Source organism: Acetobacter sacchari (genome assembly GCF_017377715.1).
In the GTDB taxonomy this organism is placed as follows: Bacteria; Pseudomonadota; Alphaproteobacteria; order Acetobacterales; family Acetobacteraceae; genus Acetobacter; species Acetobacter sacchari.
This window is the reverse complement of sequence record NZ_JAFVMF010000021.1, coordinates 1-15,792: the sequence shown is the minus strand read 5'-3', so window position 1 is coordinate 15,792 and position 15,792 is coordinate 1. Positions and strand designations below refer to the sequence as shown.

Here is a 15,792-nt window from a genome sequence, read left to right as displayed (position 1 = left end):
GCGACGCAAGACGGGAGCCATGCTCACGCGTTGCTATGCCGCCGATATCCCCGGAAAAACAGTACGCCTTTCAGCCTCGGAGTTCTTCAGGCGAGGCGCCCCAGTGCGACCTGCAACCGATCCCGCTCGCCCTGCTGCGCCACCAGACGCTCCCGGGTTTCCTCGACGACCTCTGGCTTGCCGCGAGCGATGAAATCGGCGTTGCCCAGCTTGCGCTCGGTTTTCTCGATTTCGCCGCGCGCCTTGTCCAGTTCTTTCGTCAGGCGCGCGCGCTCCACGTCCAGATCGATCAGATCAGCTAGCGGAAGGACCAGCGTCGCATCCCCAAGCACGGTCTGGGCGGACCCACGCGGCGGGTCGCCCTGCAACGCCTCGATCTCCGAAACGCGAGCCATACGCCCGATCGCCTCACGCCAGCGCGTCGCACAGTCGACGCTCTCCTGAGTGGCTCCCTGAAGCAGAACCGGCGACAGGCGCGACGGCGGCACGTTCATCTCCGATCGCACAGTGCGAATTTCGGAAATGAAGCGGATCACCCAGTCAAGTTCTGCCGCCGCTCCAGCAGCGTCCGTCACCGGAATCTGTTCCGGCCACGCGGCGCCAATCAATCCACCCGAAGGACCGAACCCGAATTCGCTCCACAACGTGTCGGTCACGAATGGCATGACCGGCTGCAACAGGCGCAACACCACATCGAGCACGTGCGCGGTGACGGCGCGCAGCTCTTCCGCTTCTGGTCCCGCTTCCCCGGTGAAGGCCGGCTTGGTGAACTCCAGATACCAGTCGCAGAACCGGTTCCACACAAAGCGGTAGCAGGCGCCTGCGTAATCGTCGAAGCGATACGCCTCCAGAGCCGCCGTCGCTTCCTGCACGGCTTTGGACGCTTCATGCAGAATCCAGCGACCCAGCGGGCTGACGACCTTCGCCGGATCGAAGCCGGGAGCCGCCTTGACGCCGTTCATCTCGCAGAATCGCGCGGCGTTCCAGAGCTTCGTGATGAAAGCTCGGTTATCCTCAACCCGCTTCGGACCGAATTTCAGATCCCGCCCGACGCCGGTAAGGGCGCAGATCGTGAATCGAACCGCGTCGGCTCCGTAAGTGTCGAGCAGTTCCAGAGGATCGATGCCGTTGCCCTTGCTTTTCGACATTTTCTGGCCGCGCTCGTCGCGAACGAGGCCGTGAATGAAGACAGTGTGGAACGGCACGTCGTCCATGAAGTGCAGGCCCATCATCATCATCCGGGCGACCCAGAAGAAGATGATGTCGAAGCCCGTGACCAGCACGTCGGTCGGATAGTAACGCGCCAGTTCGGGCGTCTTATCCGGCCAGCCGAGCGTCGAGAACGGCCAGAGGCCGGACGAGAACCACGTGTCGAGAACGTCCTCGTCCTGAGTCAGCGCGACGGTCTCGCCATAATGCGCGGCGGCGAGCGTTGCGGCGCCTGCTTCGTCATGCGCGACAAACACCTCACCATCAGGACCGTACCACGCCGGGATTCGATGTCCCCACCACAATTGGCGGGAAATGCACCACGGCTGGATGTTGCGCATCCAGGAAAAGAACGTGTTCTCCCACTGACGCGGCACGAAGGTTACGCGTCCGCTCTCGACCGCTTCGATCGCCGGTCCGGCCAGCGTCGCCGCATCGCAGTACCACTGCGTCGTCAGGCGCGGCTCGACCACGGCGCCGCCGCGCTCCGCATGCGGAACCTGATGCGTATGCGGCTCGATTTTCTCCAGAAGACCCAGGCGCTCCAGCTCTTCTACGATGACGCGACGCGCATCGTCCCGTTGCAGGCCCTGCAAGCCACGTACAAACTCGGGGTCGGCAAGGCCGGGCTCAATCCGCAGGTCGGACTCGATGTCCTCCAGCGTAATATTCGCGCCGGCATCCAGAACGACAATCAGAGGCAGGTCGTGACGTTTGCCGACCTCAAAATCGTTGAAGTCATGCGCTGGCGTTATCTTGACTGCGCCCGTACCTTTTTCCGGGTTGGAATATTCATCAGCGACGACAGGGATACGTCGCCCCGTCAGAGGCAGGATCACGGAACGCCCAATCAGGGCCGCATAACGCTCGTCTTCCGGGTGGACAGCGACAGCGACGTCGCCCAGCATCGTCTCCGGACGCGTGGTCGCAACGGTTATCGACAGATCAGAAGCGCCGTCGACCGGGTAACGGATGTACCAGAGGTTGCCGCGTACTTCCTTGCTTTCGACTTCCAGATCGGAAATCGCGGTACGAAAATGCGGATCCCAGTTGACCAGTCGGCGATCGCGATAGATCAGCTTTTGCCGATGGAGCGTAACGAACACCTCGCGCACAGCGCGGGAAAGGCCCTCGTCCATCGTAAATCGTTCGCGCGACCAGTCGAGCGATGCGCCGAGGCGACGCAATTGCTTCGTAATGCCGTCGCCGGACTCAGCTTTCCACTTCCAGACCCGCTCGATGAACGCGTCGCGTCCCAGCGCCTGACGCGTCTGCTGCTCAAGGGAGAGTTGCCGTTCGACCACCAGTTGGGTCGCAATGCCCGCATGGTCAGTGCCCGGCTGCCACAACGCGTCCCGCCCCTGCATACGCCGCCAACGGATCAGGATGTCCTGAACCGTCATGGTCAGGGCATGCCCCATATGCAGTACGCCGGTGACGTTCGGCGGCGGGATCATAACCGTGAAAGGAGAGGCTGGGCTTTGCGGGTCGGCCGCGAACGCCCCGTCCTTCTCCCACGCCGCATAGAGACGGGCTTCGGTGTCTGTCGCCTGAAACGTCTTGTCGAGCATCGTCCATAACCAGAAGAGAGCGCGCGACGATCAGCGGGGCCGCCACATAATCGTCAGGATGATCGCCCTATCTGGCACAGGAGCCCAAAATGAGAAACAGGCAATCGTCGCCGATTGCCTGTTCCCTATTCAGTCCAGAGCCAAACCGTTTACCGATCGCTGAGGCGTTCGATCTCTTTCTGCACGGCCTGCTGCACGATGCTGGAAAGGTGATTGTCAAGCCATTCCTTGAGGAAGGCGCGGACTTCATCGCGAACGATGTCTTCAATGGTCAGGTTTCCACCACGCGTAATAGCCACTCGTCTCTCCCTGTGTTCGTTGGACTGTTTACGGCGCAGCATCTGCTGCAACGCGCCGAATGAATGTTCCGTCGCGCCGACTGTCTGCTTGTCCAGCGCGATGGAGACAGGCGCAGGCGCGTCGCTCTCGGGAGCGGCCCCGGCGGCTCCATACCCCTGCGCGAAGCTCTGCCCGTCGGTCGACGTATTTTTCTCTTCGCTCATTATCCCCCCAGATTGGATTACCTGCGGCCGCTCTGGTTGTGTCGCCGCAGCCTTTTCTTCATGCGGCGAAACGACCGCCGAAGATAGGTCTTCAGCGACAACTTCGCTTACCGTCTCGTCTTTTGACGAAATTTTACCTTCACCCTCCGACGCAGAAGCGTCAGATTCAGTGCTAACGCTCTTGGTGGCCGAAGGGGTTGCCGCGACCGGTTGTTCCGTAGGCGACTCGACAAATTCGCCCGCTGGCGTCTCAGCAAGGGGGGTCACGACGTCCGACGTCACATGTCCTTCGCCTGCCTCTGCTGGGTCAACACCCTTCGCCTCTGTCGCGTCCGTCGTGGATTTTTCCGCACCAAGCCCATGCTCATGCTCCGAAGAGTCAGCCACCTGCTGCGCATCATGAGCCGAGAGCTCGCCGCCATCGTCTTCCGCGATCATGGAAGAGTCCAAGACGAGAACACTGTCTTCATCATCTTCGTCGTCATCATACGCCGCATGGCCGACATTCGCCTCGGGAGAAGCGGCGTCATCCCGGCCATCCTGAAGAATACGACGGATAGACGACAGGACAGTCTCTATCGAACCGCTCTCGGCGTGGCTGTCATGCTCATCTGTCATCTAGACGTCCCCTGGCAGCCCGCTCGAAATACCCAGACTAACGGCCCGGCTGGTTAACCGCGTAGTCACTAATTCCCCAAAGTCGATCTTTTACCGCATTATAATACGCTTTTTCATCATACAACGGGACATTCAGATGCAGATCGGACGCGGTAAGACGCCCGATCGACGAAGCCACGTTGTAAGACGCCGTCACCATATTGCTGAGACTCTGCACCAGCGCCACCTGAGCCTGCAGCAAGGTCCCCTGCTGCTGTAACACCTCAAGGGTGGTGCTGGTTCCAACAATCGCCTGACGCTCGACTCCGTCCAGCGCAACCAGACCGGCCTTGATGGCCATACGGTTGCTTTCGATAGCCGCCTTATAAGAAACCAGCTTCTGCCAGTTTGACGCAGCGGCCTGAGCCGCAGTCCGTCGTTGCACGTCGACTGCACGTCTTGCCGCCAAAGCCTGCTGGCGCGCCTGCCGGATCGCCGCGTACTCCGAACCGCCCTGATAAATGGGCACGTTGACGTTCAGAAGCGCATATTTGTTTTCGTTGATCTGGTTGTTCAGCTCCTGATTCTTCGATTTCATATACGCGCCCTCCACAGAAACGGTGGGCATGATCGCCGCCATAGCGACGCCGACAGCATCTTTTTGCGCTGATTCGGTAAATAACGCGTTCACGACGTCCGGATTATTTTTGATCGCGAGCGCAACGGCCTCGGCTTCCGACTTGACGGGCAGCACGAGCGGCTGAGGCGGCTCAAGATTCGGCGGGGGGGCCATGCCGACGATCTGCATATAGGTCGCCTGAGCCGTCTGCAGGGTGCCTTCCGCCTGCTGGCGCGTCGCCTTCGCACTGGCGAACGCAGCCTCTGCCTGAGCCACATCGGTGCGTGTAATTTCGCCAACGTGGAAGCGTTCGTTGGTCGCGCGTAACTGCTGCTCAAGAACGCGTTCGTTGTTGATATTCAGCTGTAATAATTGCTCGTCTTCAATGACGCCGACATAGGCGTTGACGACGTCCATAAACACCTGTTGCTCGGTCGAGATCAGCTTGGCGCGCTCCGCCATCACCTGATTGACAGCCTCATGCGTCGACGCGGTCGTCTTGCCGCCACTGTATATGGGCTGCTGAATCGAGACCTGAGCCTGATAGCCCCCAGTGCTATAGCTGCGGAAATACCCGGAGCCAGGGACGTCCGTATTTCCTCGATAATTATTATATCCCTTATAATAACTCGGTGCGAACGTTCCCTGAATTTTCGGACGCCAGCCAGCAAGCGCTGTAGGCACAGTCTCGTCGGTCGCACGCAGCGTCGCACGTTCCTGCTGAAGCGTCGGGTTGGTCAAATACGCCGCCGACAACGCTTCCTGCAGGGTGTGCGGAATAAAGCTTGGCGCCCCGCTGCCGTCGTATTTCTGGGCCAGAGCGGTGGAGCTGTACAATAGTGCAGCCAATCCCAACCCTACGCCACAGGAATGCTTCATCGCCGTTCTCGTCTCCGCCACTCGCCCTGTCCCGCACGCGGCGTCGAGCCAAGACGCTTATGCCACGTTATATTTTGATACTCCACTCATGAACTTAACAGCGTCTTGCCGTCGCCCGACAATCTGAAAAAACGCATCCGCACGAAAAGCCGGAAGTCCGGACGCTTCGGCCCGTCTCAGAATGAGAAGACCGGCTTAGGGAGCAACTCCTGCAAGAGCGGCGCCGGAGCGTCGAACTGAAGGCGAATCGCCCATGCGCTTTCGCCTTGCGAAACAATCGGCTGCCCGCCTTTCGCGGCGTTCCCCTTGGCCGCCGAGCGATCCAGCTCCGCGACGAACGCTGACGAGGCGACGCCGTCACGCGACAGCAACCCGACTACACGCCCCTCGGGCGCCAGTTGCGCCGCGCAGAAATCCGGAATTTCCTGAACACCGCCATCGATGAGGATGAGGTCGAACGGCGCATCTGCCGCCGCCCCGGACTCGAGTGGTCCATGCCGCCACACGACGCCCGACGCGACATCGCCCGTGAACGCCTCGCCAACCGCACGCAAATCGGGATCGGATTCGACGGCAATGACACGCCCGCCCAGATGCGATGCAAGCGCCGCCAGATAACCCGTCCCTGCGGCGACGACCAGAATACGCTCTTCGTTCACAATTCCCGCCGCCTGCGTCAGGCGCGCGGCGATCATGGGCTGAAGCAGATAACGTCCATCCGTCAGGGGCAGCGTACGGTCGGCGTAGGCGAACTGACGTTCTGCTTCCGGCGCGCACCGTTCGCGTGGCAGAGTGCGCATCGCCGACAGTATGCGCGGATCGTCCACCTCGATCGGCCGCACCTGATCGTCCACCATCAGCGAGCGCGCCGCATCGAAATCGATGTGCGGGGCGCTCGTCCCGGCGTTGCGCGCGGCCACAATCGTTTGTCCTTCGCTCTCACTCATTTTGCGCCCCAGAACCTCAATAACAGCACTGCCGATCGACCGTCCGCACGGCGCAACGACCCCGCGAACCATGATGACTTCACAGACCGGCTTGACCAGCGATGCCTCGCTGGTGGATATAGCGCAACCCCATACGGGGTCCGGTGGCAGAATGGTGATGCAGCGGACTGCAAATCCGCGAATGTGGGTTCGATTCCCGCCCGGACCTCCACAATGGGCGTTTCCCGAAATTATGGATGGCAGCGCGATTACCCGTCCGTAGGGCGCAGTTCCCTGGTCATTTTCATGGCGGACTGCACGACTAGGCGCAGCCCTGTGATCGGCTTTCGCCGGAGCCCTGACCTGTTACGCTGGCGCCCCAGCTACAACTCAAGCTTGAAAATACCGCAGAAAGGCTGGCGCGCTGCAGAGCGCGAACCACCGCCGCTAATGGGACAAGACGACGAGGCTTCCGTATCGACGCGGACTACCCGCCCAGAAACGGCTGCGCCGGCGGTCGTGCCACCAGAACACCCTCAGGTCGCCTGCGCCGCCTCGTCCAAACGACGGGCCAGTGCGGAGGCTGCGCCGAACAGCCCCGGTTCCGGGTAACGAATCATGCGAACCGGGATACGCCGCAACATCGTTTCGAATCTTCCCTTCGCCACGAATCGCTCGGCGAAGTCGGACGATGGCAAGACATTCATAAGGCGTTTGCCCAACCCACCCGCGATGACCACGCCGCTCGCGCAATGCGCCAGGGCCATGTCGCCAGCAAAGGCGCCCAACGCACGGCAAAATCGGGTCATGCCCTCGACCGCGAGTCGGTCGTGACCTTCGAGAGCGAGCGTCCAGATCTGTCGATCGTCGAGCCCATGCAACGAATCCCCCCGCTCTTCCGCCAGACTGGCGCAGATCGGGATGATACCTGGCCCGGAGATGACTCGCTCGGCGGAAACTCGCCCATGAACGGCCCTGAGCTTGTCGAGAAGCCTGTCCTCGAACGCGTCGAAGGGCGCGAAACCGATATGCCCGCCCTCCGCGCCGCACACGAGGACGCGCCCGTCCCGGCGGATGATCGACGCGGTTCCAAGCCCGGTTCCAGGTCCGATCGCTACGACCGTGCCCTCACTTGGCAGCGGCCGATCCGGCCCGCTCAGATGAGGGAGGCACGAGGCGTCGAGACTGGCGACCGCATGGGCCACAGCCTCAAAATCATTCACCAGCAATGGTTCTTCGACGCCCAATTCGTCAGGCAATGTCGCGCGGGTGATGACCCATGGGCTGTTCGCCATTGTCAGGACTTCGCCCTGCACCGGACAGGCGAGAGCCAGCGCCGCCTGTTTGGGCAATGGGCGCCCATGACGCTCCTGGAAGGCGCGCCAGGCCGAGCCGAGACTGTCGTGATCACGCACGGGAAGCGTCACCGGTTCCGAGAGTTCCAGCACTGCGCCGTCCGCAATCGTGGCCACGGCGAAGCGGGCGTTGGTTCCTCCAATGTCTGCGGTTACAATTTCGCTCACGTCCAGTCCCCTAACTTCCAGATTTTTCGGCTGCCATCCGAACGTCACGGCCTGCGCGCCTTACCTGTGCGCTACCCGGGTTCTCCTCAGGTTTTGGAGTTCTAACGCGCAGTTTTCCACACGGTTGGCGGGATGTGGCGGCGAAGCCGCCTACGCCTTTTGATCCGCTTTCAAGCGCCGCATGAGCGCATCCCCGATGGGGCGCGGCGTGATCTGGTCGATGCGACGCAACAGACGGAACGGCCACGGGAAGACAAGTTCCGCTCGGCCAACGGCCAGCGCCTTCGCAATACGTCGCGCGGCATCGTCCGCCGACACCAAAAAAGGACGCGGCCCCACGAGTTTGCGACTCATGGCCGTGTCGACGAATCCCGGCGCAATCAACGTGATCTGGACACCAAACGGCGCGAGAGCAATCCGGGCCGAACTGGCGAATCGAGCCAACCCGGCCTTCGATCCGCCATATCCGGCGGCAAAGGGCACATCGTGAAACGCGCCGGCCGAACCGATCAGACCGATTGATCCGCCGCCACGCTCCTTCATACGCTCGGCCGCCGCCATGGTAAGGGCGGCAGGCGTCGCATAGTTCACCACACCCAGCTTGAACACGGATTCGGCGCGCTCGACCTGATCGGAGGCTCTTTTCATGTCTCCCAACCCGGCCGAGAGCGCCACCAGATCGAACGGCGTCGCTGCGTCGTCTTCACGAAATGCGTCCAGCGCCGCCACGCCGTCCGCCAGGTCCACGGACCGCGTCAAAACCGTCGCGCCGCCCGCCCGACATGCCTCAGCGACTTCGCCAAGTCGCGCTTCGTCGCGCCCCCAAAGCATAAGGGTGCGATGGGGCGCAGCGTAAAAGCGAGCCAATGCTGCGCCTATGCCGCTTGAAGCGCCGGTGATAAGGATCGCCCGGAAAGAAGGTCGATGCGTGTAAAATCCCGCTCTGGCGAGCGTACGGACGATACGGCGCATGACCCTCGGCAAGATTTTGTTACACAAGGTTACGTCTCGGCTTATTTCGTTTGCAGGCGTTTCCATGCGATCAGCGTCCCGCCCCCCGGAGGGGCCTTTCGCGTAAGGGGCGCTACGCGCTTAGAGGGAGATGTCATGACCCAGCCGGCGCGCCTTGTCATTAGTCCAGTTTCCGGATTTCGCGCGTTGTCCGCGTTCGTGCGACTGCCACGCCAAATCTATGCAGGCATGTCGGGGTACACGCCGCCACTGGACATGGAACAGCGCGATCTGCTCGACCCGAAGCGGTCGGCTTTTTTCTCGCATGGCAAAGCCCAGTATTTTCTGGCGCTACGCGACGGGAAACCCGTCGGTCGCATTTCCGCGCAGATCGACGATCTGATCGGCCAGACATCGGCGGCGACAGGCCTGTCAACAGACACAGGTTTTTTCGGCGCGCTGGATGCGGCGAGTCCCGAGATCGTCCCACCCTTGCTCGACGCGGCGGCGGACTGGCTGCGCGCACAGGGCCGAACACGGATGCTTGGCCCCTGGACTCTGAACAGTAACGGAGAATACGGCCTTATGATCGAAGGGCAGACGGCGCCCCCGATGATCATGATGCCCTGGCATCCGAAAGAGCTGGGCGCGGCAGTCGAAGCCTCTGGCATGACCAAGGCGATGGACGTTCTGTCTTATGACATGCAGGTTGGCCCCGAAGCCGAAGAGGCGCATATCGTGCCGCGCGGGCTTCGTGTAGGCGAAGGGCGGCTGGGCGATCTTTCGGTGCGCCAGCTCAACCGCCGCGAAATTTCACGTGACGGCGATATCCTGCTCCAGCTGTACAACGACACATGGCGCGATACGTGGGGCTTCATTCCGTATGCAGATACGGAAATGAAAACCATGATCCACCAGATCAAGCCGATCCTTCGCGACGAGTTATTCGTGCTGGTCGAGCGTGCAGGAGAACCGATGGCGGTTGCTCTGGTGATCCCCAATGTCTTCGACATCGCAGGGGATCTCGGCGGCGCGCCGTCGCCTTTCGGTTGGGCGCGCCTGGGTAAACGCCTGCTGCGTCACGAATTCCACTCTGCGCGCGTCATCCTCCTTGGCGTCAATCGCGCCGTAGTCGGCACGGCCCTGGGTTCCCTGCTGCCTGGCCTCGTGATTGCCGAGTTGATGAAACGGGGCCGAACTCTTCCATATCGCCGGATCGAGTTGGGCTGGGTTCTGGAGACGAACCAGCCTATGCGCCGCCTGATAGAGCGCATCGCCCCCGAGCCTTCCAAGCGTCACCGCGTCTACACTCGCGACCTTACCGCCTGATTTCTATTCGCGCTGCGTCGGGCGAATAGCTTGATCCAGCCCGGCGCAGGCCAAGCCTTGTTTTGTCATTTGGCCTGACGCCCGAAGGGCCCGATACAAAAAGGGCTGCGGATGACCATCCGCGCTACGGGCTGAAGGCAGGCATGCAGTGAGCGCTGTTGAGGAAACAACGGGCAGGCGCATTCGCGCCCTGAAAGATTTTTTCTGGGTCCCGGACTTTTTGCATGGACTGTTCCCGCCGGGTGCATTCGCGTTCTGCCTGCGTACGTGGCTCTCCGTATCGCTCGCGCTCGCCGCAGCGCTGTGGTTCCAGATATCTTCACCAGCCACGGCGGCGGTCACGGTGATGATCCTCGCCCAACCGTTACGAGGGCAGACTCTCTCCAAAGCGCTTTACCGATTGCTCGGCACGTTGATCGGGGCCTTTGTCGCCTTGTTTCTGACCTCGTGCTTCAGTCAGGATCGCGCCGTGTTACTGGGCTGCACAGGCCTTTGGCTAGGCCTGTGTTGCATCGTCGGCACTCTGGAGCGAGATTTCCGGGCCTACGCCGCGATGCTGGCGGGTTATACCGTCGCCCTGATCGCCATCGGCTGCATAGATTCACCGCAAGACGCGTTCGCAGTGACGGTCAACCGCGTATCCGCGATCCTGATCGGCATCGCGGCGACCGCCGCCGTCAATGACGTGATCGGTGCGCCTACAGCATGGAACAAGCTGGTGTCGGGGTTGGAGGCTACAGCGCGTGAAGCGCAGATGATCGCACGGAATGCAGTCCTCGGACGCTCCATACCCGACGCCGTCACGTGCGCCGAGTTGGCAGGCCGCATCATGGCGCTTACCACACAGGTTTCCTACGCCCGCACGGAGATCGGGGACGGCCGCACACGGTTGGCAGGCGCCCGGTCAGCCATGGTGTCGTTGATGGAAATGCTGAGCCGCAGCCGCGCCATTGGCTATGCTCTTGAAGAGGGCCGCGTTTCCAAATCCATGATCATGGATGTTCGGGCACTATTCGAAAGCACGTCCTGCCCGGACTCCCCGCCTGCTGCGATGAAAGCTCTGGAAGGGTTGCTGGAGCGTCCGCGAAGATCGTCGGAAGGAGTGGCGGAGGAACTGACAATAGAAGACGCATGGTTTGCGGAATGCTCGATGGCGCTTCTGTCCTTCTGGCGATGGGCCGAAGACGGACTCTGCACGGTCCGCGACGGCTCTGCGACGCAGAATCCAGCCCCTGACTTTCCGATCGCCGGACACCAGGACGTCATCATGGCCCTGCTAAACGGCCTGCGTCTGCTCATCGGCTTCAGTCTTTCCGCCTGGTTGTGCATTCTTTCCGGCATACCGGGTAGCGTCGCAGCTCTGTCCCAGGCGTCGATCATCATCATGCTCGCAGCCACCACTTACAACGTCCGCGCCTTCGGAATGGGAGCGCTGATCGGCACGCCCATGGCTGTCGCAGTTGCGGCGTTTCTGAATTTCTTCGTGCTTACGCGCGGGTCTGAAATGACGTTTCTTGCACTCGCAGCGGCGCCCGTCGTCTTTGGCGGCTGCCTGTTGCTCCTTCAGCCAAAGACATCGGCGATCGGCCTGAACGCCGGCGTCTTTTTCTTCGTCATGCTTGGCGTCAGCAACAGGCAGGAATTCAATCCAGCAGATTTCGTAAACAGAAACGTGTTCTATATCCTTGCGGCGTTGCTGATTTTCGTGGCCTTGACGCTGCTGATGCCTCCGTCTGCGCGCTCACGGAGATTTCGCGTTGCTATGGCCATCGGCTTTACGCTGCGCTCGCAGTGCCTCGGAAATGACAGGCAAGCAGGCTCCGTGTTGATCAGCAGGAATTACGATCGGTTGGCGCATATTCTTCTGTGGAACAGCTATCTCCCGAAATCCCTTTCGCAGGTGCGCGTTCTTTCCAGAATGGCGGAACTCGAGGACCTCGCCGCGGCTCTGGCGCGCGCACGACGCCATCTTGGGCGGGCCGCGACGATCGCCACGATAGGCGCAGAATGCGACGCAGCGATGCGTGCTACTGAAATACGCGACTGTGACGAAGGAATTTCTTTCATGCGGGCATCCGCAGAACAGCTTCTCGCCCGATCGAGCGAACTATCCGGTGGAGAAATGACCACAGTCGTCGGGGCGGTGTCCGGCATGACAGGATCGATCATGCTTCTGCAACGAAACCGATCCGCCATAAATCTTTATAAAATACTACCGAAATCCCGGAACGCCGCGTGATGGAAATTCCATCGGTTCTGGATATGGACGGTCTCCTTGTATCGTCATTTCTCCTTCACGTCGGGCTCGCCGTGATGACGATGCTCGCTCTTCGCCCACTGATCGCGAAAACTCGACTGGAGCGATTCGTATGGAATATCCCTCTGACGGAGTTCGGTCTGTTGATCATTCTGACCGGGGTTTATTCCCTTGCCCTGTGACCCCTTGGCCACAATAGCGCGCCGATCCAGAGCAACTGTCACGGTGAAAAATACAATGCCTATGACCCGTCAATCTTCGTACAGACCCATCGTCAGTATTTTTTGTATATCATCAGGAATTTAATGACATGTTTGACAGGGCGCGGCTTGCGATCAAAGTTACCACCACAATGATAATTCTGGGCATTGCGATGGTAACGGCGTTCGTTCTCTGGGACTATTACACTGCAGCGCCATGGACACGGAATGGTCAGGTGCGCGCGCAGGTCGCCAATATCGCCCCCCGCGTCTCCGGACAGATCGTCGCTGTTTATGTCAAAGACAATCAGGTCGTTCATGCCGGAGACGTACTCTACGACATTGACCCATTCGACTTCCAGGTGGCGGTCGCCACCGCTACGGCGGTGTCGGAACAGCGACAAGCCGACATGGTTCTGAAAACAGCCCAGCATGAACGGCGCACGCACCTTACGGACGCAGCTGCATCCCGCGAGGAGAAGCAAGTATACGAAGCGACCGCACAAGTAGCCCGCGCGCAATACGCCGAAGCCCTGGCAAGCCTGTCTCAAGCGAAGATCAACCTCGACCGCACGCATGTCCGCAGCACCGTCACCGGCACCGTGAATAACCTGATCATGCGTGTCGGCGATTTCGCAACAGCGGGCGTCCCCAACGTCACCGTCATTGATTCATCGTCTTACTGGGTTGACGGTTATTTCGAGGAAACCAAGATCAGTTCGGTAAATATCAACGATAAAGTGCGCATTGATCTTATGGGATACCTTCCGCCTCTCCGGGGGCATGTGGTGAGCATCACCCGCGGTATCGCAACCACGAATGCTGGAGCGGGCGCGCAGGGGCTACCGAGCGTTGACCCGGTTTACACCTGGGTCCGTCTGGCCCAACGCATCCCTGTGCGAATTCGGATAGACAGCATACCTGTCAACGTCACACTTGCCGCCGGCATGACTGCCACCGTAACAATCGTCGACAGCAAGGGACAGCGAGCCCACGACACAATTCAGGACGTATTTGATCGCCTCCACGACGATGTATTCGGCATTGGCTCCGGCTCCCGGCGTTGATTCCGGAAATGGCGGCCAAGCTCGCGTTTGCGAGCGATACGAAATACATTGATATAATAGCATATCTTATATCTTATATCTTATATCTTATTTCGAATTCCGCGTGACATATCTTCAACTTACGCACGAATTTTTCCTCAAACAGCTCGCCATACAAAAGGCGTTCTGAGATAAAAATTTTCATGACTGCCGCACGCGCACCAGACGACTACGGGACGAATCCCTCACCAAAAATCGGAAATTTATCGTAAAAATCTCTTATTGTGAAAGACGAAAATACAAACACGGCAACCGTATCGACATCATGTTGGCAAAACTGACAGACTAGCGGCATGTTGCCGCCAGATATAGCAGACGCGCGCTCATATTTTCATACGAGCGGCTCATGTCTCCGCAAGCCTCATCTTCCATCTTAAAAAAATGAGTCTTACGCTTGGCACTCAGGCAATTTACAAGAGACTGAAGGATCAAGCTTGCAGAGCGTTCGTGTCAAGTGGGCTCTCTCGCAAAAGGTAAGGTCCTGCTGCATGTATCTGAATGGTCATGAGAGCGAGGCCATCAGCCGGACGTGATCCCAGCGGCAGAAGAGCATTACCCCCGGTCCAGCGCGTCGTGCTATTTTCTACGCTACTCCAGCCCGCCAGATCGACATCCTCCAGATAAGATGTCAGCGCCGTGGTCTTTTTGCCTTCGCTGAGCGTGATACCACCGACCAGAACACCGAGGGTGCGACGGTCGTCAACGAAGGGACCGATGACATCACTGGGGCGGCTCGAATTCGAAACGACACGGACGCTCTCAACACCCGCCGGGATCATGAACATGACCTGTTCGTTAATTTCACGGAGCGGATGGAGGGTGACGCCCGAATCCGTGATCAGATGCAGACCATGCTCGCATGTCAAAGACCCGGGCTTCGTCCGACGCAGGCGGGCACCTTCGACCGCACGGGCTTCAATCTGACGAAAAAGCGGCTCGACGAACTCACGACATACCGTAAGGGGCGCTGCCGCATCGTCCCAGGTCAGATTACGGCGGCCGCTGATGGAAACGACATTTCCCAACTGAGTGAAGGAACGGCGATTACCTGTGTCCAGATAGCTTTCGGTGAGCATGCCGTCCGCCATGATAACGGAATGCGTTTCGGTTTCGATGTGGTAATAGTCGTAGGAAGTGATCGTTGTGTCGTAGAAAATCGAACCACCATTCACCAACATGCGGGCCGGAACGAACTTACCGTCAAAGAACAGGCAATGCTCCGCTGTGACCAGCATGTCCTTGAACGGAACCCCCTCAGAAATCGCATTCTCAAGAATACGAACAGGGTATCCGGCCCGATCATCGGGAAGACTCCCGTTGACCCTTACGCGACCTGTTCCGATCCATTTTACGCTGACGGCTTTCTGCATCCCATTCGAATAAACTATGACATCATCGTTGACGGCAATATGCTGAATGGGCCGATATCCTGATGGCGTGCTTATTTGTGAGTCAGTAAGGAAACATGTGGTCTGCGCGTCATCCGCATCCCACACTATATCTGAAGGGGAAACACCAGTCGCAAAGACAATATCAGTTGCCAGAGTGGTGATGACGCCGTCGTTATTCTCCGCCAGAGTGTATGATCCATCTGAATTTTCAGTCCATTCAACCGAACCGCCTGTCGGGGCCGATATAAATTTGAGAACTGTATTCTCATTAAAATTGGTTATTTTGTTGGTGACTGGACTAGGCACATTCAATACATTAGCCGTATCATCTACATGTATGACTACGCTGGATCCGATATCGTAGCTATTAAGCGTCGCGGTATACTGCAGATTGAGGGTCCCCGAACCAGAAATTACATTGATATTCGCAACGGAGGTTGCCGCTAAAGCAGACCCTATTGTCACAGAACTCCCTGACCCGATATCCATCGTGCCAATATAGTAATACCCACCAGAGTAAAAGGAGGTTCCACCAGAACTCGACACTACGTAATAAACGTCGAGCGTTAAATTGTATGAACCAGAAACCGTTACTGTTTTAGCTTGAATATAATTACTAAAACTCGCCACTTCTTCTGATATAGTAACATTCTCTGTCAAATTAAAGACGACATCGTCAGAGCCTGTTTGGAAAATCGGTCTGATGTGATTCAAGCTCTGGATGTGGACGC

General features: G+C 59.1%; 11 protein-coding genes and 1 tRNA gene. 5 read left to right on the top strand and 7 right to left on the bottom strand.

From position 1 onward, the window contains the following. Nucleotides 1-86 precede the first annotated feature (86 nt). The 4 genes from J2D73_RS16325 to J2D73_RS16310 form a co-directional block, all read right to left on the bottom strand. Nucleotides 87-2,780, bottom strand: coding sequence for a valine--tRNA ligase (locus tag J2D73_RS16325; RefSeq protein ID WP_207883003.1), 2,694 nt, complete (start codon nucleotides 2,778-2,780; stop codon nucleotides 87-89). Nucleotides 2,781-2,929: 149 nt separating this feature from the next. Continuing rightward, entirely contained in the window at nucleotides 2,930-3,901 is a 972-nt protein-coding gene (locus J2D73_RS20900) for a DUF2497 domain-containing protein (protein WP_243430031.1), read from the bottom strand. Nucleotides 3,902-3,938: 37 nt separating this feature from the next. Continuing rightward, nucleotides 3,939-5,378 (bottom strand): TolC family outer membrane protein, encoded by a 1,440-nt coding sequence (locus J2D73_RS16315; protein WP_207883000.1) that lies wholly within the window; start codon nucleotides 5,376-5,378, stop codon nucleotides 3,939-3,941. 176 nt (nucleotides 5,379-5,554) lie between these two features. Then, complete coding sequence (locus J2D73_RS16310; protein WP_341535114.1) at nucleotides 5,555-6,298, bottom strand: protein-L-isoaspartate O-methyltransferase family protein; 744 nt, start codon at nucleotides 6,296-6,298, stop codon at nucleotides 5,555-5,557. 164 nt (nucleotides 6,299-6,462) lie between these two features. On the opposite strand from J2D73_RS16310, the gene J2D73_RS16305 reads away from it, so the two are divergent. Then, a tRNA-Cys gene (locus J2D73_RS16305) sits at nucleotides 6,463-6,536 on the top strand. A 304-nt stretch (nucleotides 6,537-6,840) separates the two neighbouring features. On the opposite strand, the gene J2D73_RS16300 is transcribed toward J2D73_RS16305, so the two are convergent. Both J2D73_RS16300 and J2D73_RS16295 read right to left on the bottom strand, forming a co-directional pair. Beyond that, complete coding sequence (locus tag J2D73_RS16300; RefSeq protein ID WP_086643667.1) at nucleotides 6,841-7,827, bottom strand: glucokinase; 987 nt, start codon at nucleotides 7,825-7,827, stop codon at nucleotides 6,841-6,843. A gap of 150 nt (nucleotides 7,828-7,977) precedes the next feature. Further along, a complete protein-coding gene (locus J2D73_RS16295; protein WP_207882996.1) occupies nucleotides 7,978-8,799 on the bottom strand; it encodes an SDR family NAD(P)-dependent oxidoreductase in 822 nt (273 codons plus the stop codon). Between the two features lie 135 nt (nucleotides 8,800-8,934). Between J2D73_RS16295 and J2D73_RS16290 the strand changes: the two genes are divergently transcribed. From J2D73_RS16290 to J2D73_RS16275, 4 genes are all read left to right on the top strand, one after another. After that, nucleotides 8,935-10,107 carry a GNAT family N-acetyltransferase gene (locus J2D73_RS16290; protein WP_207882992.1) on the top strand — a complete coding sequence of 391 codons (1,173 nt, stop codon included), beginning with the start codon at nucleotides 8,935-8,937 and terminating at the stop codon, nucleotides 10,105-10,107. Between the two features lie 148 nt (nucleotides 10,108-10,255). Further along, nucleotides 10,256-12,346, top strand: coding sequence for an FUSC family protein (locus J2D73_RS16285; protein WP_341535113.1), 2,091 nt, complete (start codon nucleotides 10,256-10,258; stop codon nucleotides 12,344-12,346). Continuing rightward, on the top strand, nucleotides 12,346-12,546 hold the full coding sequence (locus tag J2D73_RS16280) for a DUF1656 domain-containing protein (RefSeq protein ID WP_207883057.1): 201 nt from the start codon (nucleotides 12,346-12,348) through the stop codon (nucleotides 12,544-12,546). Before J2D73_RS16285 ends, J2D73_RS16280 begins: the two co-directional genes overlap by 1 nt. A 128-nt stretch (nucleotides 12,547-12,674) precedes the next feature. After that, a complete protein-coding gene (locus J2D73_RS16275) occupies nucleotides 12,675-13,631 on the top strand; it encodes a biotin/lipoyl-binding protein (protein ID WP_207882990.1) in 957 nt (318 codons plus the stop codon). A 467-nt stretch (nucleotides 13,632-14,098) separates the two neighbouring features. Here the strand turns inward: J2D73_RS16275 and J2D73_RS16270 are convergent. After that, nucleotides 14,099-15,792: Hint domain-containing protein (locus J2D73_RS16270; protein WP_207882989.1), on the bottom strand; the 1,694-nt coding region annotated here is incomplete at its 5' end.

What these genes read in the sequence shown, in the direction of transcription:
- J2D73_RS16325 (WP_207883003.1), bottom strand. Translation starts at nt 2,780, where the DNA reads ATGCTCGACAAGACGTTTCAGGCGACAGACACCGAAGCCCGTCTCTAT.
- J2D73_RS20900 (WP_243430031.1), bottom strand. Translation starts at nt 3,901, where the DNA reads ATGACAGATGAGCATGACAGCCACGCCGAGAGCGGTTCGATAGAGACT.
- J2D73_RS16315 (WP_207883000.1), bottom strand. Translation starts at nt 5,378, where the DNA reads ATGAAGCATTCCTGTGGCGTAGGGTTGGGATTGGCTGCACTATTGTAC.
- J2D73_RS16295 (WP_207882996.1), bottom strand. Translation starts at nt 8,799, where the DNA reads ATGCGCCGTATCGTCCGTACGCTCGCCAGAGCGGGATTTTACACGCAT.
- J2D73_RS16290 (WP_207882992.1), top strand. Translation starts at nt 8,935, where the DNA reads ATGACCCAGCCGGCGCGCCTTGTCATTAGTCCAGTTTCCGGATTTCGC.
- J2D73_RS16280 (WP_207883057.1), top strand. Translation starts at nt 12,346, where the DNA reads ATGGAAATTCCATCGGTTCTGGATATGGACGGTCTCCTTGTATCGTCA.
- J2D73_RS16275 (WP_207882990.1), top strand. Translation starts at nt 12,675, where the DNA reads ATGTTTGACAGGGCGCGGCTTGCGATCAAAGTTACCACCACAATGATA.